This is a genomic window from Pseudomonas sp. NPDC077649 (genome assembly GCF_044542855.1).
Taxonomy (GTDB): domain Bacteria; phylum Pseudomonadota; class Gammaproteobacteria; order Pseudomonadales; family Pseudomonadaceae; genus Aquipseudomonas.
Genome location: NZ_JBITVF010000002.1, coordinates 37,103 through 57,921 on the forward strand (window position 1 = coordinate 37,103; position 20,819 = coordinate 57,921).

At 61.1% G+C, this 20,819-nt stretch carries 14 protein-coding genes; 9 read left to right on the top strand and 5 right to left on the bottom strand.

All coding sequences use genetic code 11. The annotated features are described in order from the left end of the window. Positions 1–44: 44 nt before the first annotated feature. The 4 genes from ACIGFL_RS07220 to ACIGFL_RS07235 form a co-directional block, all read right to left on the bottom strand. Positions 45–1,061, bottom strand: a complete 1,017-nt coding sequence (locus ACIGFL_RS07220) for an alpha/beta hydrolase (protein WP_397496672.1) — start codon at positions 1,059–1,061, stop codon at positions 45–47. Positions 1,062–1,426: 365 nt separating this feature from the next. Next, positions 1,427–1,816, bottom strand: a complete 390-nt coding sequence (locus ACIGFL_RS07225) for a hypothetical protein (protein WP_397496673.1) — start codon at positions 1,814–1,816, stop codon at positions 1,427–1,429. A gap of 225 nt (positions 1,817–2,041) precedes the next feature. Then, positions 2,042–3,868: a carboxypeptidase regulatory-like domain-containing protein gene (locus tag ACIGFL_RS07230; protein WP_397496674.1), complete on the bottom strand. Its 1,827-nt coding sequence runs from the start codon at positions 3,866–3,868 to the stop codon at positions 2,042–2,044. A 533-nt stretch (positions 3,869–4,401) separates the two neighbouring features. Further along, a complete protein-coding gene (locus ACIGFL_RS07235) occupies positions 4,402–6,015 on the bottom strand; it encodes a DUF1254 domain-containing protein (protein ID WP_397496675.1) in 1,614 nt (537 codons plus the stop codon). Between the two features lie 143 nt (positions 6,016–6,158). On the opposite strand from ACIGFL_RS07235, the gene ACIGFL_RS07240 reads away from it, so the two are divergent. After that, positions 6,159–7,031: a helix-turn-helix domain-containing protein gene (locus ACIGFL_RS07240; protein WP_397496676.1), complete on the top strand. Its 873-nt coding sequence runs from the start codon at positions 6,159–6,161 to the stop codon at positions 7,029–7,031. Between the two features lie 130 nt (positions 7,032–7,161). Here ACIGFL_RS07240 and ACIGFL_RS07245 read toward each other — a convergent pair whose 3' ends face one another. Then, positions 7,162–8,724, bottom strand: coding sequence for a DUF1254 domain-containing protein (locus tag ACIGFL_RS07245; RefSeq protein WP_397496677.1), 1,563 nt, complete (start codon positions 8,722–8,724; stop codon positions 7,162–7,164). 872 nt (positions 8,725–9,596) lie between these two features. Between ACIGFL_RS07245 and ACIGFL_RS07250 the strand changes: the two genes are divergently transcribed. The 8 genes from ACIGFL_RS07250 to ACIGFL_RS07285 all read left to right on the top strand — a co-directional run bounded on the left by ACIGFL_RS07250 (position 9,597) and on the right by ACIGFL_RS07285 (position 20,380). Beyond that, on the top strand, positions 9,597–10,883 hold the full coding sequence (locus ACIGFL_RS07250; protein WP_397496678.1) for an OmpP1/FadL family transporter: 1,287 nt from the start codon (positions 9,597–9,599) through the stop codon (positions 10,881–10,883). Positions 10,884–10,975: 92 nt separating this feature from the next. Continuing rightward, positions 10,976–11,635, top strand: coding sequence for a DUF3313 domain-containing protein (locus ACIGFL_RS07255; protein ID WP_397496679.1), 660 nt, complete (start codon positions 10,976–10,978; stop codon positions 11,633–11,635). Between the two features lie 246 nt (positions 11,636–11,881). After that, complete coding sequence (locus ACIGFL_RS07260; protein WP_397496680.1) at positions 11,882–12,790, top strand: formylglycine-generating enzyme family protein; 909 nt, start codon at positions 11,882–11,884, stop codon at positions 12,788–12,790. Positions 12,791–12,801: 11 nt separating this feature from the next. Then, complete coding sequence (locus tag ACIGFL_RS07265) at positions 12,802–15,186, top strand: arylsulfatase (protein ID WP_397496681.1); 2,385 nt, start codon at positions 12,802–12,804, stop codon at positions 15,184–15,186. 211 nt (positions 15,187–15,397) lie between these two features. Further along, positions 15,398–16,012: a paraquat-inducible protein A gene (locus ACIGFL_RS07270; RefSeq protein ID WP_397496682.1), complete on the top strand. Its 615-nt coding sequence runs from the start codon at positions 15,398–15,400 to the stop codon at positions 16,010–16,012. Then, on the top strand, positions 16,005–18,308 hold the full coding sequence (locus ACIGFL_RS07275; RefSeq protein ID WP_397496683.1) for an MlaD family protein: 2,304 nt from the start codon (positions 16,005–16,007) through the stop codon (positions 18,306–18,308). The genes ACIGFL_RS07270 and ACIGFL_RS07275 overlap by 8 nt, the downstream gene beginning before the upstream one ends. Before the next feature lie 141 nt (positions 18,309–18,449). Continuing rightward, entirely contained in the window at positions 18,450–19,568 is a 1,119-nt protein-coding gene (locus ACIGFL_RS07280; RefSeq protein ID WP_397496684.1) for an AraC family transcriptional regulator, read from the top strand. A 299-nt stretch (positions 19,569–19,867) separates the two neighbouring features. Continuing rightward, a complete protein-coding gene (locus tag ACIGFL_RS07285; protein WP_397496685.1) occupies positions 19,868–20,380 on the top strand; it encodes an antirestriction protein ArdA in 513 nt (170 codons plus the stop codon). Positions 20,381–20,819 lie beyond the last annotated feature (439 nt).

The window sequence follows — 20,819 nt, forward strand, 5'->3', positions numbered from 1 at the left end:
ACTGGCGGCGCCGATACCGGAGCAGTCCTGCAGGATGCTGCTTCTCAAACCTGAGGACAGGTTCCGGTGGCTGGTCCATCGACATCAGGCGCCGACTGCCAGGCCGTGTGTAGATCGATGAAACTCAGGATACTGACGGCGGCCTGCAGCGCCTGTGGCAAGTCGGCCATCACTTGGAAGTCATGCGGCATTCGCTCCCAGATTTCGAGCCGAACCTCCACGCCGGCGGCATGGGCACGCGCCGCCGTGCGCACGGAATCATCCCGCACCACTTCCATGCTGCCAGTCTGCAGCAGCAGCGGCGGCAGGCCGGCGAAGTTGCCGAACAGGGGCGATGCCGAAGGTTCCAGATAGTGTTCGGGGCCGATGTAATGGTGACGGAAGCTGTTGGCGAACGCCTGACTGAATATGGGGTCGCGGCGCGCGTTGCGAACCATGCTTTCGCCGGCGAGGGTGAAATCCACGAACGGAGACAACAGCACCGCGCAAGCCGGCATGGCCGTTCCCGCGGCCTTGATTCTGTGCAGAGTGGCCAGGGCCAGATTGCCGCCCGCCGAATTGCCGGCGATGACGATGTCCGCGGGCGCATGGCCCTGCTCCAGCAGCCAACTCCAGGCCGCGTAGCAATCGTCCGGCGCCGCGGGCCAGGTGTGTTCCGGCGCCAGGCGATAATCCACCATCAGCGCCCGGGCCTGCAGCGCTTCGCACCAGGGCGCCAGCATGGCGGCGTAGGCATCCGGCGCGTGCGCGATGAAGGCGCCGCCGTGCAGGTACAGCAGCACTCTCGATGGCTTGCAGGACGACGGTATCAGCCATTCGGCGGCGACGCCGTTGCAGTCGACCTGCTGTTGGACGACGCGCAGCGGTTTTTGCGCGGCACGGCGATTGACCTGCGCCGTGACCGAGCGCAGTCGCTCGACCAGGGTGTCGGGGGTGATACGCCACTTCACCAGCAGGCGCAGCAGCAGGTTCACGAGGACCCGCTGCCAGCGCCCCCGCTCCGGCCGGATAAAGTGCGCATAGCGGCTCATTTCAGCGGTGATGCTCGGATCTTGAGTCATGGCGTTTATCCCTCCACTGGGGCAGGCGGTGGTCTTTGAAACAGCTCGCGCAGGCCGCGTTTCTGGATAATTGCGGGGCGGTCTGCGGCAATTCGAGTAGCGCCTCCATGGTGTCCGCCCCCTCGCCAACCAGGCCCCATATTCGACGGCAGCTCCGGGCTCACGCCCGGTTGTCGTACTCGGCGATAACGCAGCAGCAAGGGGAGCCGGGTACGGCAATCCTGTCCTGTTCGGCGCTCAGAAGCCGCATTAGGGTCTGTTGCCGTTTCGGCGCAAGCCGCGTTGCAGCGAAACGGCAACAGACCCTAGCCTGAGGGTGAATAAATTTGCGACTGGTACCGTGCGGCGCGCCGGTGCTGGGCGGTTCAGGTGGCCATGTCGGCCCGCTGCCTGCCGACATCACCGTTTCGTAAAGTGATCACCAGACACGCCAGGCAAATGCCCCAGATGATCCCTTTCGCAATGACAGCATTCAGATCCTCATGGAGGTGATCCGGTCTGAATGTTGCACCTCGAACATAGGCTTCGAGGTGGGCGAAGAAGGGAACGAGCATGCCACCGGCGGAGTAGCCCCAGGCTGCCGCCATCAGAGCTGGCGCCTTGGCATATTTTTTCGACCACCATAGCGCGGCGGTCAGCAAAAAAATTCCGGCCGAATAGTCTTCGACCATCGTGGTGATGTTGACCGAAAAGTATGCGAAGCCGCGGCGGGAGGTTTCGCCGATGATGAAAACCAGGCCCAGTACGTAAGCCATGTAATGTGGAATCTTCATAAGTCCCCTGTTTTTTCTTCGAGCCGTCGGGTGCGCCTTACGCACCCCACGAAGCAGCCCCGATTATTGGCTAACTGTCTGCCGTCCCTGCTGCGACCTCGGCACCTGCCGCCATGCCGATCTCGAAAAGGATCTGCCACGGCCTGAGCCCCAGGTAGCACCGCTAATCGACACCAGCCTGTCCGAAAGACGCCTATCCCTCATGCCCTATTCTCGACGCGCAGCCATCACGGCCGAGTGCTGATGCGCCGGCTGCAATGACGTGGAGTCGGCCACGTTCGGCTGGATGCAGACGAACGCGGGCAGGCCGTCCTCATGGGCATAGGCCGGCAGGTTGGAGTTCGACGTGCAGACGCGCCCATCCTGGGTGAACTCGAAGTCGCGGAACCAGATCACCCGGTTGGGCATCGGGTAGGCGATGAAACGCTTCTCGCCGGGGATATAGCGCATCACCCGATCGGTGTTATTGGCGGCAATCCACACATCGCCGCGCTTGTCGACGTTGAGCGCATAGGGCAGCTCGTATTCATTGGGCGCCAGCAACGGCAGCGGGATGCTCTCGAAGGATTTGCTCTTGGTATCGAAGCGCATCAGATAGCCTTCGTCGAAGGAAGGAATCCATAGGTTGCCGGCGCTATCGAAGCGCAGGCGGCGCGGGCCTTTGTGCGGCACGTCGAACTCGGTCACTTCGAGCGTGACCGGGTCGATATGGCCGATCTTGTTGGCCAGCAGCTTGCTGTACCAGACCCCGCCATCGACCGGATTGATGTCGATGCCATAGGGCCAGTTGAACACATCGCGACCGCCGTTCAGCCATTTGTGGTGGGACAGCCAGAGGTGATAGTTCTTCTCCGGGAACCAGGCGGATATCTTCAGCACCACGCCGATGAAGGTATCGGTGATCCAGCGCAGCACGCCATTGTGCGGGGTCTCGACCTCGGTGAACTCCCCGCTCTTGGTGTCGAACTTCATCACCGTGTTGGACACCAGCACGGTGAACCAGACGTTGTCGTCCTTGTCCGCGCGAATGGTGTGCGAGTACAGCCCCTTGCGCCAGAGGAAACCCTGGGGAATCGGGTAGAGCTTCCACTCCTTGGTAGCCGGATTGAACATGAGCAGGTTGCTCGACAGCGCGCCGGTGAAGAAGATGCGCCCATCGGAGATTTGCACACCGCTGTGCGGACCGTGTTTGCCGGTGAAGATGCCGATGGGCAACTGCATGCCGCGGAAGTTGCCGCCCTTGACCTCGTCGGTCACCGGCATCTCGTACTTGTCAATCTGCCCACTCTTGCGGTCGAGGATGTAGACCTCGTCGCGCCCCTCGTCGATGCCCATCAGCCGATCATCGCTCAGCACAATGGCGTCGTGCAGGAAAGACATGGGCGTGGCCGCATGCCACTCCTCTACCCGGGCCCGAGCCAGTTCCTGGGTGAAGTCATGGCTCTGTATGGCTGCCACCGGCTTTCCGCTGAAACCCTCGGCGAGCATCTTGGCTATGTTCTTCTCTTCTCGGTAGGTCAGGGTCGCCAGGTAGCCCTCCATACGGTCGATGGTCTGTGCCCACTGCTCCTCACCACGCGGTATGCGGGTCATGGCGTTGCCCTGCTGGTGGCAGAAGCTGCACTGGGAAATGAAGGCCTCCCTGGTGGCCTGGTCGGGGAACGGCAGCATGGCGGCATGCGCCGAGGCGGTCAGTGTGTTGGACAGCTCCGCCACCGAGGCGATCTTCTCCACGCTGAAGTCGACACGATGCGAGGCGTCGGCATCCAGCTCCAGCGGTTGCACGATATCCTTGAAATAGGGCGTGCGTGCACGCAGCTGCAGCTTGCCAGAGAAGCTGGTGACCAGCATGTAGCGACCATCGGCGTCGCTGTAGACCGTTTCCTTGCGATTGCGGGCCTCGTTCCACACAGTGACCATGGCGCCGGCGACCGGCGTGCCATCGCCGGTCAGCACGGTGCCGCTGAGGGTGCCAGCCAGGGCGGTGCCGCTCATAAACAGGGCGAGCAGGCTGAGGGGGTAGAGCAATTTCATGAAAGCGATCTCAACCGAAGAGGTAGAAGTAGCAGTGCAGCGTGGCAATCACGGCCACCGACACCAGGATGTTTAGAACGACGTGTTTGGTGATGGCTCTCATCAAATGCATGTACCTCCTCAGGGCTTCATGGCGTGCCGACAATCAGGTCGCCAACTGGCGCACATGGGAAGCGCGCTGGGCAGCTAGGTAACACCACGTGGGTATGGCTGCTGTCATTGGGCTTGAACCCGGCGCCGAGCAGGTGGGACATCGGCTGCTCGCACGGGAACGCCAACCGGAGCCGAGAGGACAGCGCCTTGTCAGGCGACCACCGCCGGGGACAGGAAAACCTTTGCGCCGCGCCACCAGGCTTGGGTACGGCCTGTCCTGTGCGGCGGCCATAATCCGCATTACTTCGCGGGCGACTCTATGTACGAGGTCCGCAAGCGCCCCTTCGCCAAGCCGAGTGTCGAAACCGGTCGGGGCCATTAAATTGACTATGGAAGGCGCCCGCCTCCCCCAGGACGGGGGGGCTGAGTGTCTTTCCCCCTCAATCGACCCGTTCAATTTCACCCGGGCGCCACGCCTTGGTGAAGAAGGACTCTCCCGGGCTATAGAGACGCAGGAGGACGAACCAGCCCTGACCGGGCATCGTCTGTATCCAGTTGCCACGGGGCACGCCCTTGGGCTGTTGCGGCGAGAACCAGACGGTGGTGGCACCGTTGGCGGCCGGCTCCGCGGCCGGCGAGGGATAACTCTGGCTGCCGGCACGCGGGAATTTCTGCGGCGTCTTCAGCATGGAACGGGTCTGGTTGTCGTAGAGGGTGAGCGACCAGAACTTCGCGGCGGGGATATCCTTGGGCAGGGTCACCCTGTAGGTCCTGGCACCGTCGAACGGCTGGCCCGCACTATCCTGGTAACCCATCAGGTACTGGGAGCCCGCGCTGGGCATACGCATGATCATCGCCGGGGAGTCGAGGATGGCGCCGTAGTAGAAGGCGGTGCGCGAGTCGAGGGTGCGCGCGCCGGTGGGCGGGAGGGGTTTGAACATCCCGCTCTCGAAGAGTGGCGGCGGCGTCTCGAAATAGGCGCCGCCCTGCCACAGCATGCTGCCCCAGCGGGAGTCGGGGTATTGGGCCCAGCCCGGGTTAGCCTCCTGGTAGCGGTAGGTCAGGGTACGCCCGGCCGCATTGCCCACCGCGGCCGCGTCCGTGAGGATCTTCTTCATGCGCGCGTCCGGCTCGAACGCTTTGCCCTTGACGATGCCGATGGCGGCCAACTGCCCGGCGAGCTCCACGTCGTAGCTGTCCGCGGGCTCGTCCTGCACATTGGCGTCGATCATCTCGAAGAAGCCGAAGTCGCTGGGCGGGATGGTATTGAAGGCCTTACCGCTCGCGTCCACGAACTTGGTTTCGGCAACCTGCGGATCCCGGCTGAGACGGGTTTCGCCTTCCAGCGCCGTAGCGAAGCTGGTACCGAAACCGCCTGGGGTGTAGGGGTAAATCTTCAGGTTCTTCTTGATCAGCTCGACAGTCGGTTCGGGGGCGTTGTCGACGAGGAAAGAGCGCACGGCATAGAGCGCGTGATTGGTCTTGGCGTGGGCGACGAAGAAACCGCCTTCGGGCAGCGGCCCGTCATAGCCCGGCGGCACTATCAGGTACTTGCCGCCCGCGCCCCGGTCGGGACCGGAAAAGCCGACGTCGATGACCCAGGAGAACCACATATCGTTGATGGTACCGAGGCCCATGGGCGGCTGCTCGATTACCAGAGGGCCCTTGCTCAGATCCAGCGACGACATGTAGTAGATGGTATCGGCGTTACCAGTCAGCCACAGCGGGGTGGAGTCCATCAGTTTGGGATAAAGAAGGACTGTATTGTCCTCGACGCCGATGCTGCGCATGCCCTGCCGGATCGCATAGGCGGAAGCGCCGCGGAAGCTGTTGTTGAAGACGTTGAGGGCATGAGTGAAGACCAGCGTGTCGGCCACCTTGCGCGCGGTATCCTCCGTGGGCACGCCATTGAGGGCCTCGAGGGTACCGATGGGGGTCTCCACCTTGTCCGGCATCGATATGGATTCCACTGTCGACTCCGGAACCTGCGCCGCCACATGCAAAGATGCTGCGGCGAGGAGCAGACCGACAGCGGCGGAAACCGTCTGATTCATGGGACTTCGAATTCTCAGATGCATCGTCTTCGGTGCCTCGTGTTTATTATTTTCCGCAGTCATGGTGCCCCCGGCCGGCACTGGTGACTTTCAGTAAACGTGCGTATCTTTATCAAAATACGATCATTTAGAAGGGGCGAAGGTTGCCGCAATCCAGTTGGCTGCAGGTGCGCGAGGAATTGGGGCAGAAGCCCATTCTCGAAGGCTTTATCGAAGGCGAGACGCCCCTGTTCGTGGAGCGCTACATGTACCAGACCATCGAGCGCACCGTCTCCGGACTGAGCTGTACCGGCCTGGTCAATCAGTTCGGCGGCGGCTCGGTACTTGAAGGTCAGCAGAATCACTGGCGCAGCCAGAACTTACCCACCCAGTCGATACTGGTGCCGCGGGGCGTCCCCACGCACTGGCACTACTCGGGCGCAGTAGACTTCGTGGTTTTCTATTTTCTCGACGGCAGCAGCGGCACCATGGCCAACCTGGAGCTTCTGGCCGAGTCGCGCGGACAGCCGCTATCCTTCAGCGATCAACTGACAGGGGCCGCAGCGCAACAACTGGTGAGCGAACTGCACAAGGGGCCGGGGGCGGACCAGGCCTTTATGGCGCGCCTGGCGGCGCTGATGCTGGAACAGACCTACCGAGTGCTGACCACTCCCACCACCGGCGGCATCAGCCCGCGCCACGCTCACTTCTCGCGTCTGCAGGCAGTGCTCAATCACATTCACCAGAACCTCTCCGGCGACCTCGCCGCCGATACGCTAGCGCGCATCGCCGGCATCAGCCAGGCACATTTCCGGCGTCTGTTTCAGGAGTCGGTGGGCATGGCCCCACACCGTTATGTGCTGGCGGCGCGCATAGAGCAGGCGCGCAAGCTGCTGACTCTGTCGGAGATGCCCATAGCGCGCATCGCCCAAGAATGCGGTTTCAGCAGCCAGAGCCACCTGACCGCCAGCTTCCGCACGATCCATGCGGTGACCCCCGCACAGTTTCGCACCCGGCTCGCCAGCCGCCGGCAGTAGTGGCCTGCGCTTTGCGCTCTGCGAGGTTGCAGGGGGAAATGCCGTCAATACCCAGCCCACAGAAAAACGGGGGCAAGCCTTGCGAGACCTGCCCCCCATCCTGCGTAGCCGGCAACGGCTGTCGGTGCCGCTATTTCACCTCTTCGATTTCACCGAGGCGCCAGCTCTGATCGAACCAGGGCTCAAGCGGGCCGTACAGCCGGAACAGCGTGTACCAGGCTTTTCCGGGTACGGTCTGGATCCAGTTCGCCTGCTTGCCTTCAGGCGCCTGCGGACCGAAATACAGGTCAACGGAGCCGTCGGCGTTGGCGATCAGCTCGTCGCGCTTGTTGTTCTTGCTGGGGAAGGTCTGGCCTGTCTGCAGCTCGGAGCGGGTCTGCGGGTCGTAGATCACCACGGACCAGAAATCCTTGGCCGGGGCATTGCCGGGGATGTTCAGCCGGTAGGTCTTGCTGCCGTCCAGATAGGCGCCCTGGCTGTCGGTCGCGGCGTAGGCGTACTGCGAGCCCACCCCGACCATCTTCAGCACCATGGCCGGGGTATTGACCGTGGCCTGGTAGAAGAACAGCGTCCGCGCATCCAGGTTACGGCCGCCCAGGCCCTTGTTCGCCAGCCACTGATAGTCGCCGCCGATGAAGGCATGGGTCCATGCACTCCCCGGGTACAGAGGGGCGTCTGCAAAACGCGGGCGGAAGCTGATCGCGCGGGCGGTGGCGTTACCGATGGCGACCGCCTCGGTAAGGAGCTTCTGCATCCGCGCGTCCGGGGCGAAAGGCTTGCCCTTCTCGATGCCGACAGCGGCGAAAAGGCCGCGCAGCTCTGGGTCGAGCATCGACACCGGCTCGCGATCAATCACCGTATGCAGTTCTTCGTAGAAATTGAAGTCGTTGGCGTGGATGGTGTTGAAGAACTTCCGCGAGGCGCTGACGAACTCCATCTTGGGAGGATTGCCCTTGCTGGCCAACGGGTAGACCCTGACCCCGTTCTCGAACATCCGGGTGGCGGCATCGGGTTTGCCGTCCACCAGGAAGCCGCGCAGGATCAGCCAGTTGACGTAGCTGGTCGACTTGGACACGAAGTATTTCTCGCCTTCGACGACCGCTTCCATGCCGCCAACCGGCGGCTCCAGATCGCCTTGGTAGTCAGGCGGCAGGATCAGGTACTTGCCGCCCTTGCCGCGGTCGAGGCCGGGCGCGCCCATGTCCGCGACGAAGCGAAAGTAGGCGTCGTTGACGGTGCCCGGGCCCGAGCCTGGCGGTATCTCGACCACGGTTGCGCCGTCCTTCTCGAGATTCAGGAACACCGACAAATAGACCGTGTCGGTGTTGCCGGTCAGCATCAGCGGCGCCGAATCCAGCAACTTGTCCATGATCAGTGCCTTGTTCGAGGCATCCACCCCCATGCTGAGGTGACCGAGGCGCAGCCCCTCGATGGAGGTGGCGGGGATACCATTGAGGAAGGTCTCCACGCCTCGCATCAAATCGAGGTTGTCGTATAGCGCCGCGACCGTCGGCGCATCCGGCATGCCGTCGAAGAAACGCAACGTACCGAGCCGGGTTTCGACCGAGTCCGGGGTCATCACCTTGTCGGGAATCCGATAGTTGTAGCCCGGCGTCTTGTTCTCGGCCGCCGCAACCGATCCGCAACTCAGCAGGGCCAGGGCGGCCAGGCACATCCTATGTTTGGGTTTCATCGGAAGCTGTTCCTTTGCATGCTCTTGATTATTATCGAACGGGAGGTATCGCGTAACAGGCACACCATTGCACCGGCTGCGACCCATCCGTCGCGAATATGGAACCGGGCGAACAAGTCTGCATCGGCACTTGCTCATCGGTTCCGAATGTTTCACCACAGCATCTTGGCCCGACGTCACGCAGGTGCCTTTCAGCAATTGCGCTTATTTTTATCAAAATACGCTCATCGGGACGGGCAAGGACTTGGTCGAACCAGCCCCCATTCCCGAAGGCCGCATATCCCCGTACTGGTCGGTACTCGAAAGCCAGCAACATCTTGAACCTTACAGTCGGCCTCGCCCCTAAAACGCACCTCGACCGGTTGCTCGCCGAGCCGTTTGAACCGTTCACCACCTCGCCAGCAAGCACGACGGTATACCAGTTTGAGTTGTTGGTACGGCCGCGGTGAAACTCGAGAAGTTGAAATTGAAGCATTGAGTCCGCCGCCGCTGATTGGGTTCTACCCCCCATTTCCACGATGTGTCCAAAAATGCAAGATATTTTTTGAAGGTCTACAGTAAAGTCGAGCTAGGGAAACTCTGAAATAGCCGTCATTCCCGCGCAGGCGGGACAGCAGCTTTATCGCTGAACAGCGCTTGCGCTGGCCCGCAGGGGAATAATCCAGAACCTGCGTAGTCCCTGGGCTCCCGCCTTCGCGGGAGTGACGATAAATGGCTTTTTCAGAACATCCCTAGCTACCGTACGGCAGCCAACAGATCAGTCCTGCCTCCTACCAGGGGATGATCGTTGCTCGCTTTGTCCGTTGGAGGACAGGTGCACCCTGAAGGGCTGCGCTAGTGCTCAAAAAACCAATCCGGCCAAGGATAATGAGATGGATTCACGTCTTTGTAAGGCCATTACAGCAGCCCTGCTGGCGCTACCCAGCCAATTGCTCGCGGGTGGGCTAATGCTCTACGAAACCGCAACGGACAATGTGGGCCTGGCCAATGCGGGTGCCGCAGCCCGGGCCCAGGGCCCCGCTACCCTCGCCAGTAACGTGGCCGGCATCGCCTGGCTGTCGGGCACACAGATCAGCGCCGGTCTTCAGGTTCTGCACAGCAATCTGGATTTCAAGACCGACGGCGACACCAACATCATGGGCGGCGATAGCGGCAACGCTATGGAATGGTCGCCGGGCGGCAGTTTCTTCGTCAGTCACGAGCTGGGTGATGGTTGGTCGATCGGTTTTGCCAGCTATGGCGACTTCGGTCTCAGCCTCGACTACGCGAACGACTGGAGCGGCCGCTACTTCATGCAGGAAGGAGAAATCCTCGGTATGACGCTGATGCCGACGCTGGCCTATCGCATCGACGAACAATGGGCCGTGGGCGTCGGCCTACGGGCCTTCTACGGGATGCTCGATACCAAGATGGCCGTGGATAACAACCCCCTGGGCGTGCTGGACCGTCCGGATGGCCAGATGAAATATCGTGATCACGACTGGGGCTACGGTGCCAACCTTGGGCTCATCTATGCCCCGCGCCATGGAACTCGCCTTGGCTTGAGCTATACCAGCGAGGTCGACATCACCTTCGAAGATGGCTTGGATCTCGAAGGCATTACTCCCTTCGTCCTCGACCGTCTACGCGATCGCGGCGTACTCGGCGCTGATACGCGCATCAAGATGCACGTGCCGCAGACCCTCACTCTTAGCCTCTTCCATCAGCTCGATGCGCGCTGGGCCTTATTGGCCAGCGCCAACTGGCAGGACTGGTCCAGGTTCGGTGAGGTGGGGATCGACTTGGACAGCGATACTCCCCGTTCCGCCACCGTCAAGGCGAACTACCGCGATACCTGGCACCTTTCCATCGGTACTCAGTACAAATTCGACACCAAATGGATGTGGAGCTTCGGCGTCGGCTACGACAGCTCGCCAGTGGACGATGATGACCGCACCCTTACCGTGCCAATGGGGGAAGCCTGGCGCTTTGGCACAGGGCTGACCTATGCCCTGGATAGCCAGACCGACTTGAACCTGAGCTATGAACTGGTCTGGCTCGGAGACATGCCGATTGAGCAAACGAAACCACTGCCTCCGAATGCCCCCAAACGGGTTTCCGGCGAATTCGAAGACGCTTGGATCCAGGCACTCAGCGCCAGTGCGAGCTGGCGTTTCTGAGCTCGCTCGCCCCGCCCTGGCACCGCCTCAGGAATGCGCACTCCAGAGATATTCCTGCCTCGCCCGATGATACTCAACAAGGAAATTGATCCATGAAGATGAAGATTGTGTTTCTCGGCAGCGCGATTGCAGCCACGTTGTTATTGACCGGCTGCACCAGCAAGACGGTTAGCCAAGCCCAGTACTCGGGGTTCTTACCCGGTTATGAGGGGTTGATGCCCGTCGAAACTGCAAGTGGCCAGAAAGCCCTGCGCTGGGTGGCCCCGGGGTTCAATGTGGCCAACTACGACAAACTGATCTACCAACCGGTGAATTTTTATCCCACACCGCAGAGCACCGACCGTATCAATCAACAGACCTACGATGACTTGCTGAGATATGCCAATACCCGGTTGAGCCAGGCTTTTTCAGAGCGATTCCAGTTGGTGGGCTTTTCATCCGGCCCTGGCACTCTGGCGTTTCGCGGTGCGATCACAGGCATCAGTGCTGAAACCGAAGGACTCAAGCCTTACGAGGTCATCCCCGTCGCTCTGGTAGTCGCAGGCACCATGGCCGCTACAGGCGAACGCGATCAGAACTCCGAGCTGTTTCTAGAAGGTGAGTTCATCGACGCCAGCACCGGCAAGCCCGTGATGCGCGTCGTACGCAAAGGTTTCGGCAAGACACTGAGCAATGACAAGCAGGCCATCACCTTTGCCGATCTTAAGTCGGTCATCGATGAACTCACCACCGACGTGCTGAAGTTCCGCTAAGACGACACGGGAATTCGAACGCGCTGGTGGCAGGAGGCCTACCGCAACTGCTGCGCCTCGATATCACAGGCTATTCGATGCCCCGAGGAAGCCAGCTCCAACCAAGCGTTCGGGGACGTGTTTTATACCGGCCTCTATCCGCGAAAGGAGCGGGCCGGAACCGTACCAGCAACTTCCAAGTAAGGAAACGACATGGTTCTGGAAAGCATACGGAAGATGGAGAACCCCCTCCCCTCACGAGAGGGCATGATTCTGGTCCGCGGACAAACCTTCTGGATGGGCTCGGATGAACACTATCCAGAGGAGGCACCGGCACATCGGGTCGCGGTCGACGACTTCTTCATCGACGAGACCCCAGTGACAAACGCGGAGTTCGCCAGGTTCGTCGCAGCGACGGGCTACCAGACATTCGCCGAGTTGCTCCCCGACCCCGCCGATTACCCCGGCATCCGGCCAGACATGCTCTATGCGGGCTCCCTGGTCTTTCAGCCTCGCCGAGGGGTGATCGACCTGCGCGACTGGACGCAATGGTGGAGCTTTCTGGAAGGCGCCTGCTGGTACCGCCCCTATGGTCCTGGCAGCGACCTGGCAGGATTGGACGATCATCCAGTGGTGCACATTGCCTACCGGGACGCACTGGCCTATGCGCACTGGCAAGGCAAGGACCTGCCCACCGAGGCCGAGTGGGAACTGGCCGCCCGGGGCGGATTGGAGCGCGCCGAATACGCCTGGGGCCATGAGTTCACACCAGAAGGACGGCATATGGCCAACACCTGGCAGGGCAGCTTCCCTTCCGTCAACGAGCTGCAGGATGGATACCTGCGGACGTCCCCGGTCCGGGCCTTCCCTGCTAATGGCTATGGTCTGTTCGACATGATCGGCAACGTATGGGAATGGACCTCGGACTGGTATGCGTCCGGACACGAAGCCGATGCAAAGAAGCCCTGCTGTATTCCCAAGAACCCACGAGGCGGCAGGGAGGCGGAAAGCTATGACCCCTGTCAGCCCGAAGTCAAGATTCCTCGCAAGGTCTTGAAGGGCGGGTCGCATCTGTGCGCGCCCAACTACTGTCGTCGCTATCGCCCCGCAGCGCGGCATGCGGAAGCCATAGACACCTCTACGTGTCATGTGGGCTTCAGATGTGTCAGCAGGTAAGGAGAATCACCATGAAAAAGTCCGCGTTTCACTACAAGTGCAGTCTCTTGGCGCTGGCGGTAAGTACCGCCATGACTTTGGGCACTCCGGCTCACGCCCAGAACTCGCTCCCCTTTCCTCCCACACCTTCAGGGAGCAAGGCCGGCCCAACCCTAGCGACCTCGACCTACAGCCCGCTGCCGAAGCAATCGCACATACCAGCGAACGCGCCCAACATTGTCGTCGTCATGCTCGACGACGTAGGCCCGGCGCTGCCACATACCTTTGGCGGCGTAATCCAGACACCCACGCTCGATCGCTTGGCCAAAGAGGGGGTGTCCTACAACCGCTTCCATAACGCCGCCATGTGTTCACCCACCCGAGCGGCCTTGCTCACAGGGCGAAACCACCACCGCGTCGGTTATGGCCAGATCGCCGAGCTGGCCAACGACTGGGACGGCTATACCGGCCGTATCCCACGGACCTCAGCCACCGTGGCCAAGGTGCTGGGCTACTATGGCTACGCGACCGCCGCCTTCGGCAAATGGCACAACACGCCCGCCAACGAGACCACCGCGGTAGGCCCCTACACCGATTGGCCGGCTGGCGAGGGGGTTGGTTTCGACTACTTCTATGGCTTCCTCGCCGGCGAGTCGTCGCAATGGGAGCCAGCAGTCGTCGAGAACACCGTTCGCCTCGACCCCTCCCACGGCAAAGAGGGTTACCACTTCACCGAGGATATGACCGACAAGGCCGTCTCCTGGATCAAGCAGGTTCGCGCGCTGACGCCGGATCGCCCCTTCTTCGTCTATTGGGCGCCGGGCGCCTCCCATGGTCCGCACCACATTTTCAAGGAGTGGGCCGACAAGTACAAAGGTAGATTCGACGGCGGCTGGGATGCCATGCGCGAGGAAATCTATACCCGGCAGAAAAAGCTTGGCTGGATTCCTCAAAACACCGAGCTGACGCCCCGTCCCGAATCCCTTGCCGCCTGGGAGGACATTCCGGACGACGAGAAACCGTTCCAACGCCGGCTCATGGAAGTATTTGCAGGCTACACCGAGCATGCCGACACCCAGGCCGGCCGCCTGCTGGAAACCCTCGATGAGCTGGGGGTTCGCGACAACACGCTGATCTTCTACGTATGGGGTGACAACGGCTCCAGCGCCGAAGGCCAGAACGGCACCATCAGCGAGCTGCTGGCACAGAACGGTATCGCCACCGAGATCAAAGACCATATCCGCACGATGAACGAGCTCGGCGGCATGGAGGTGCTCGGCTCGCCCAAGGCCGACAATATGTACCACGCGGGCTGGGCCTGGGCGGGTTCCACGCCTCATCGTTCCACCAAACTCGTAGCAGCGCACTTCGGCGGCACCCGCACGCCGCTGGTGGTGTCCTGGCCGAAGCAGATCAAGCCCGACCCAAAGCCACGTTCGCAATTCCACCACGTCAACGACATCGTCCCGACCATTTACGATGTGCTGGACATCCAGCCACCCAAACTGGTCGACGGCATCAGCCAAGACCCCCTAGACGGCGTCAGCATGGCCTATTCGTTCAATGCACCGAATGCCAAGGGCCAGAAGAAAGGCCAGTACTTTGAGGTGATGGGCAGCCGCAGTTACTACAAGGACGATTGGATTGCCTCGGTGTTCGGCCCTCGCGTGCCCTGGGTGCCAGGTGTCGATCCGGCCATTCTGAAATGGTCACCGGACCAGGATGCCTGGGAACTCCACGACCTGAATAAAGATTTCTCGCAGGCCAATAACGTGGCCAAAGACCATCCGAAGAAGGTTGAAGAGCTCCAGAAGGCCTTTGCAGCAGACGCCGAAGCCAACAAGGTATATCCGGTCGGCGGCGGCCTGTGGTCCGCGGTGTTCCATCCAGAAGATGCGCCGAAAAACCCCGCAACGGAGTTCCACTATACGCAAGAGGTATTCGGCGTCCCGGAATTCACCGCCCCCAAAGTAGGCGCGCGGAGCAACCTGGTCACCATCGAGGCCGAGCTGGCCCCCGACTCCCAGGGCGTACTTTATGCGCTGGGCGCCTTCTCCGGCGGCCTCGCCTTATGGGTCGACAAGGGCAAACTGTCCTACGAATACAACCTGTTCGAGATCGAAAGGACGTTGCTGGAGTCCTCCACGCCTCTGCCCACCGGCAAGGTCAAGATAGAAGTCGAAACGCACAAGCTCGACGACAAGCGCGCCGGCCCCCTTTCTGTTGCCATTCGTATCGACGGCAAGGAGGTCATCAAAGGCCAGGTTCCGCGCTCAGCCCCGCTGACCTTTACGGCCAACGATGCCTTCGATGTGGGTCGAGACAGCTACTCTCCGGTGTCTCTCGCCTATTTCGATCGCAAGCCCTTCGAGTTCAGCGGCAAGATTTCGGCCTTGAAGGTGGAGTACCTGAAGTGAGCCTGAAACAGCATCCCTCAGAGTAAGCCGACACGGTACGGTAGTCGGAACGATGCCGTACCCTTTCACGTTACCCGCAGGAAGCGCTAAGTGAGCCTCTTGCGGAACGAGTGGACGGAGCCCATGTGGGACACACCGTTTCGTCGTATCGGTACTGGTATGACTTGCATTGCCACAGCATCGGTGGAAAACATGCCCGGGAGGGAGCGCCATGCGGGCGATTGATGCGGACCTTCTGATCTGCTGTGAGTGCCATCAGCTCAATCCGCACGCTCCTGGTGCCGAGCATGGACACTGCAGTCGCTGTGGCGCGCGATTGCACGCGCGCAAACCCCACAGCCTCAGGCGCACCTGGGCTCTGCTGCTCACCGCGACCATTCTCTACGTCCCGGCGAATTTGTTGCCGATCATGGCGGTCAACAGCCTCGGTAAGGGTGAGCCCTCGACCATCATCGGCGGGGTGATTGAGCTGATCCAGCTCGGCATGCTGCCGGTTGCCGCGGTGGTGTTCGTCGCCAGCATTCTGGTGCCGACCTTCAAGCTGGTGGGCATCGCGCTGCTGTACTCGGTGCAGCGGCATCAACCGATGTCGGCGCGCCAACGTGTTCTGATGTATCGCTTCATCGAGTGGATCGGCCGCTGGTCCATGCTCGATATCTTCGTCATCGCCATTCTGGTGGCGGTGGTGAATTTCGGCAGTCTGGCCAGCATAGCCCCTGGCGCTGGCGCAGCCGCCTTCGCCAGCGTGGTCATGCTCACCATGCTTGCAGCCCTGACCTTCGATCCCCGCCTGATCTGGGACAACACGGAAGCTGCTCATGACTGAACTGCCAACGGCCAAGACTCGCCCGGCCTCCAACTGGTCCGCCATTTGGGTTCTGCCACTGCTAGCGCTGGCGATAGGTACGTGGCTGGCCTGGCGCGCCTACACCGAGACCGGCATCGAGATCCAAGTGCTGTTCGAAAACGGCTCCGGCATCCAGGCCGGAAAAACCGAGGTGATCTACAAGGGAATAGCGGTCGGCAAAGTTGTCGCACTGACGCTCGATCGTAGCAGTGAGCGAGCCGGGGTGATTGCCACGCTGGAGATGAACAAGGACACCGAGCCGCATCTACTCAGCGATACACGCTTCTGGCTGGTCAGGCCCAGCGTCACCCTGAGCGGTATCAGCGGGTTGGAGACGCTGGTGTCGGGCAACTATATCGCGGTGAGCCCCGGCGAGGGTGAATCGACCCGCCAGTTCACCGCACTCCCCGATGCCCCGCCACTTGCCGACGACGTCCCAGGTCTTCACCTGAGCCTCGAGGCCGAACGCCTGGGATCACTGAACAAGGACAGCCCAGTGTTCTACAAACAGATCCAGGTCGGCCACGTGAAGAGCTTCATGCTCGCCGCGGACCAGACCACGGTGCAGGTGAAGATCTTCATCCGGCCGGAATATGCCAACCTGGTGCGCAAGCACACGCGCTTCTGGAACGCCAGCGGCATCAGCATCGATGCTGACCTGTCCGGCCTCAAGCTGCGCAGTGAGTCTTTGGCAAGTATCGTCGCTGGTGGTATCGCCTTCGCTACACCCGAGCATCGCCAGGACAGCCCGGCCGCCGAGCCGGGTATTCCCTTCCGCCTCTACGAGAACTACGACGCCGCCCAGGCCGGCGTCCGGGTCGTGCTGAAGCTACGGGACTTCGAAGGGCTCGAGCCGGGACGTACGCCGGTGATGTACAAGGGCATCCAAGTTGGCCACCTGAAAACGTTCAAGGTCGACAGCGATCTTAGAGCAGCCCGGGCCGAGTTGATACTCGATCCCCGTACCGAGGAACACTTGGTCAAAGGGACCGAGTTCTGGATGGTCAAACCTTCGATCTCGCTGGCCGGCATCACCGGCCTGGAGGCCCTGGTCAAAGGCAACTACATCGCCGTCCGCCCCGGCGAAAGCGGCAACCCGCCGCAGCACGAGTTCGAGGCACGGGACAAGGCCCCACCGCTGGACCTCGGCGCACCAGGACTGCATCTGGTGTTGTTCAGCGAGGGGCTCGGCTCGCTCGAGGTAGGCAGTCCGATTCTCTACCGGCAGGTCAAGGTAGGCTCGGTGCAAAGCTTCCAATTGTCACGGGACGACAGCCAGGTAGTGCTCGGTGTGCACATCGAGCCGGAATACGCCCACCTGATTAACAGTTCTACCCGATTCTGGAACGCCAGCGGCATCACCCTCAAGGGTGGACTGTCTGGGGTGGAGGTGAAGAGCGAGTCGTTGCAGACCCTGCTGGCCGGCGGCATTGCGTTTGAAACCCTAGAGCCACAAGCGGCGAAGAGCGACCGGCGGGTGCAGAGCTTTACGCTCCACTCCGATCGTGACAGCGCGCTACAACATGGGCAGAGAATCGGTATCCGGGTTGGCAATGGCGACGGTCTGCAACCCGGTACTGTGATCCGCTACAAAGGGCTGGAGGTCGGCAAGGTCGAGACCCTGGCGCTTACTGATGACCTGCAGGCTGTAATGTTGGACGTGCGAATCACCGACGCGGCCGAGCGCATCGCTCGTGAGGGCACACAGTTCTGGGTGGTCAGGCCGGAGCTGGGCCTGATTCGAACGGCCAATCTCAGTACCCTGGTCAGCGGTCAGTACCTTGAGGTCCTGCCGGCGGCTCAACCCGGAGCACGTCGGTTAGAATTCGTCGCATTGAACGGTCCCCCCAGCCAGGCGCAGCACGAGGAAGGCCTGCGCCTGGTGCTCAGCTCGCCAAGACGCGGCTCGATCAAGCCGGGGGTACTGATCAGCTACCGCGAGGTGCCGGTGGGCAAGGTGGTGGACTACGAGCTTGGGCCGACCTCGGACCGCGTGCTGATCCATGCTCTGATCGAGCGGCAGTATGCGCCATTGGTGCGTTCCGGCAGCCGCTTCTGGAACGCCAGCGGCATCGGCGTGGAAGCAGGGCTATTCAAAGGCATGAAGGTGCGCACTGAATCGCTGGAAGCGCTGATCGAAGGTGGAATCGCCTTCGCTACGCCGGACAACCCGATGATGGGCGGACCGGCCCAGCCGGGACAGACCTTCGCATTGTTCGACGAGCCGGACGAAAGCTGGCTGGGCTGGACACCTAAGATAGTGCTGAAGCCCTGACGTACACAGCGTGAGCCACATCGCAGGCCGTCCCCATGTAGCGAAAGGAGCTGAATCTGCGGGTCGCATCCACCGCATCGAACCTCACGGAAGTGGAGAGGTGCTCGCGACAACGTCTATCTTTCTTTCCTGAGTCACACCATGACTCCCCACCTCGGCAACACAAGGAAGACCGCCTTGCCACACTCGCAGCCCGCCATCCGCGATTACGCCCGCCTCCCGCTATCTGCAAGCACCCCTGGAGAACTGCGCACTGGGCCCGTACAGGTTCTACCGCAAGTCATCGCTCAGTTAGGGGGAAGCCCACAGCAGGTATTCAGAAGCGCAAGGCTCGACTTGGACCAGTTCATCAACGATGGTGAGCACTGTCTCGATTACCAGGATATCGCGCGTCTTTTCAGCACCGCCGTTCAACATACCCGCTGCGACCACATTGGGCTGCTAGTAGGGAGACGTTTCATGCTCAAAGACCTCGGACCGGTAGGCCAGCTCATGCGCTTTGCCGGGACAGTTCACGAGGCGCTGCACGACCTGACGGCTCACACCCAGTTGCACGATCGGGGCGGCACACCTCTGCTTCTTCCTCTATCAGGCCAATTCAGTTTGCTGGGATATGTGATTCACCGTCACGACTTGAGCAATCCTGCCCCCGTCATAGACAGCGTGATCATGATCGGCTTTCGGATGCTTCGGGAGCTACTTGGTCCTGGTTGGACTCCTGTCCGGGTACAGCTGGCCTACCGCCAACCCGCCAATACCGCCTACCACCAGAAGGCCTTCCACTGCCCGGTCCAATTCGATGCGCCTGTTTCAGGGTTGGTCATCAACAATCATCAGCTGCATCGGAGACAAGCTTCGGCAGCGCCGCGCCTACACCATTTGCTGCAACGAGCCATAACGACGACCACCGCCAGCCTGACTACTTCGGAGCAAGTACGGCGGCTTCTATACCCCTTACTGCTCGAGGGGAAAGCACGTACCGAGCATATCGCTACTCGAATCGCACTGCATGAGCGCACGCTAAGGCGTCGCCTGGATCTCGAAGGTACCCATTTGCAGCAGTTGATCTCCGAGTCCAGGCGGGATTTGGCCTTGCAACTTCTCAGGCATACAGTCCTGCCGATTTCCACCGTTGCCCAAACTTTGCAGTATCGAGACCCCAACGCATTCTCTCGTGCCTTCAGGACTTGGATGGGGATATCGCCGCAGAGCTGGAGAATCATGGAAAATGAAGAAATGGATGGAAGAAAACAGGCTTAACCAATCACCCTGCTAGTCCTAGAGATGGTCAGCGTCCGCTTGCAGAGGCCGATTTCTACCAGTTGCCGGATGAGAACCACAATGCTGTCACCACCTGTGGCGACGCTTTCCTTGCTCCAAACGCAGGGGTTCTTGCCCCCTCAAAATCAAGAAAAATAGACGGTTTCCACCCGGCCGCTGCGCTGGGTGGAGCCTCCGCGATTTTTCCTGATTTTTTCACGACCGCCTTAGTCGCCCTAGTCGGCAGGGGTTCATGCGCAGCGCAAGCGCAGAACCCTGAAGACGAAGGAGCGAAAGCCATGAGCGAAGAAATCAGGATCTACGTTGCCGACCTGGCCGCCTATAACGCCGGTTACCTGCATGGCGTCTGGATCGATGCCACCCTGGAGCTGGACGACATCCAGGCGCAAGTCAGTGCCATGCTGGCGGCCTCGCCGGTCGAGGGCGCGGAGGAGTACGCCATCCATGACTTTGAGGGCTTCGACGGCTACCGTCTCGACGAGTATGAAGGCCTCGAAAACGCCCATGAGATCGCGTGTTTCATCGAGGAGTACCCCGAATTCGGCGGCGCCCTGCTCGCGCATTTCAACGATCTGGAGCAGGCGCGCAAGGCGGCCGAGGAAGATTACTGCGGCTGCTACAGCTCGCTGGCCGACTACGCCCAGGAGCTGACCGAGGAAACCACCAGCGTTCCGCAGCACCTGGCCATGTACATCGACTACCGCGCCATGGCCCGCGACATGGAGTACAGCGGGGACCTGTTCACCCTGGAGACCGGCTTCGAGCAGGTGCATGTGTTCTGGAATCGCTAGGCCTGCGGAAGGCACCGGGGCGACCCGGTGCCTTGTTTTTTGCGCCCCTGTCCTGCCGGCCACCCGCGCGCCCCACCCGCAAGGCTGATGCACGGGGCGAGCACCCGGTGATCAGCCTGGAGCAACCACGTTGTACCGCTTGCTGATTGAGACCGTTGTGGTCTTACGGTTTTGCCCAAATCCGTCGATCCGTATCCACAAATTTATGGATTGGTGGGGAAGCGGATCTACGCTTTTACGGATTTACGGAAATCCGCCGATACGGTTATCCGGTATTACAGAAAGCCGTAGACCCGTAAATCCGTAGCGCTGCGCACGCGGAGCTTGGCGTGATTGGGCACCGTGGCCGGTGACGCGCGTAGCTGGGCGTACCCGGTCAGCGTCCAGACCTTCCCGGTATCAATCCTCGCCCCTCCTGCCTGCGCATTCGCCCAGACCC

Coding starts and splice junctions, on each gene's coding strand:
- ACIGFL_RS07265 (WP_397496681.1), top strand. CDS start 12,802: ATGAAAAAGTCCGCGTTTCACTACAAGTGCAGTCTCTTGGCGCTGGCG.
- ACIGFL_RS07225 (WP_397496673.1), bottom strand. CDS start 1,816: ATGGCTTACGTACTGGGCCTGGTTTTCATCATCGGCGAAACCTCCCGC.
- ACIGFL_RS07220 (WP_397496672.1), bottom strand. CDS start 1,061: ATGACTCAAGATCCGAGCATCACCGCTGAAATGAGCCGCTATGCGCAC.
- ACIGFL_RS07230 (WP_397496674.1), bottom strand. CDS start 3,868: ATGAAATTGCTCTACCCCCTCAGCCTGCTCGCCCTGTTTATGAGCGGC.
- ACIGFL_RS07270 (WP_397496682.1), top strand. CDS start 15,398: ATGCGGGCGATTGATGCGGACCTTCTGATCTGCTGTGAGTGCCATCAG.
- ACIGFL_RS07285 (WP_397496685.1), top strand. CDS start 19,868: ATGAGCGAAGAAATCAGGATCTACGTTGCCGACCTGGCCGCCTATAAC.
- ACIGFL_RS07255 (WP_397496679.1), top strand. CDS start 10,976: ATGAAGATGAAGATTGTGTTTCTCGGCAGCGCGATTGCAGCCACGTTG.
- ACIGFL_RS07235 (WP_397496675.1), bottom strand. CDS start 6,015: ATGAATCAGACGGTTTCCGCCGCTGTCGGTCTGCTCCTCGCCGCAGCA.
- ACIGFL_RS07250 (WP_397496678.1), top strand. CDS start 9,597: ATGGATTCACGTCTTTGTAAGGCCATTACAGCAGCCCTGCTGGCGCTA.
- ACIGFL_RS07275 (WP_397496683.1), top strand. CDS start 16,005: ATGACTGAACTGCCAACGGCCAAGACTCGCCCGGCCTCCAACTGGTCC.
- ACIGFL_RS07280 (WP_397496684.1), top strand. CDS start 18,450: ATGACTCCCCACCTCGGCAACACAAGGAAGACCGCCTTGCCACACTCG.
- ACIGFL_RS07245 (WP_397496677.1), bottom strand. CDS start 8,724: ATGAAACCCAAACATAGGATGTGCCTGGCCGCCCTGGCCCTGCTGAGT.
- ACIGFL_RS07260 (WP_397496680.1), top strand. CDS start 11,882: ATGATTCTGGTCCGCGGACAAACCTTCTGGATGGGCTCGGATGAACAC.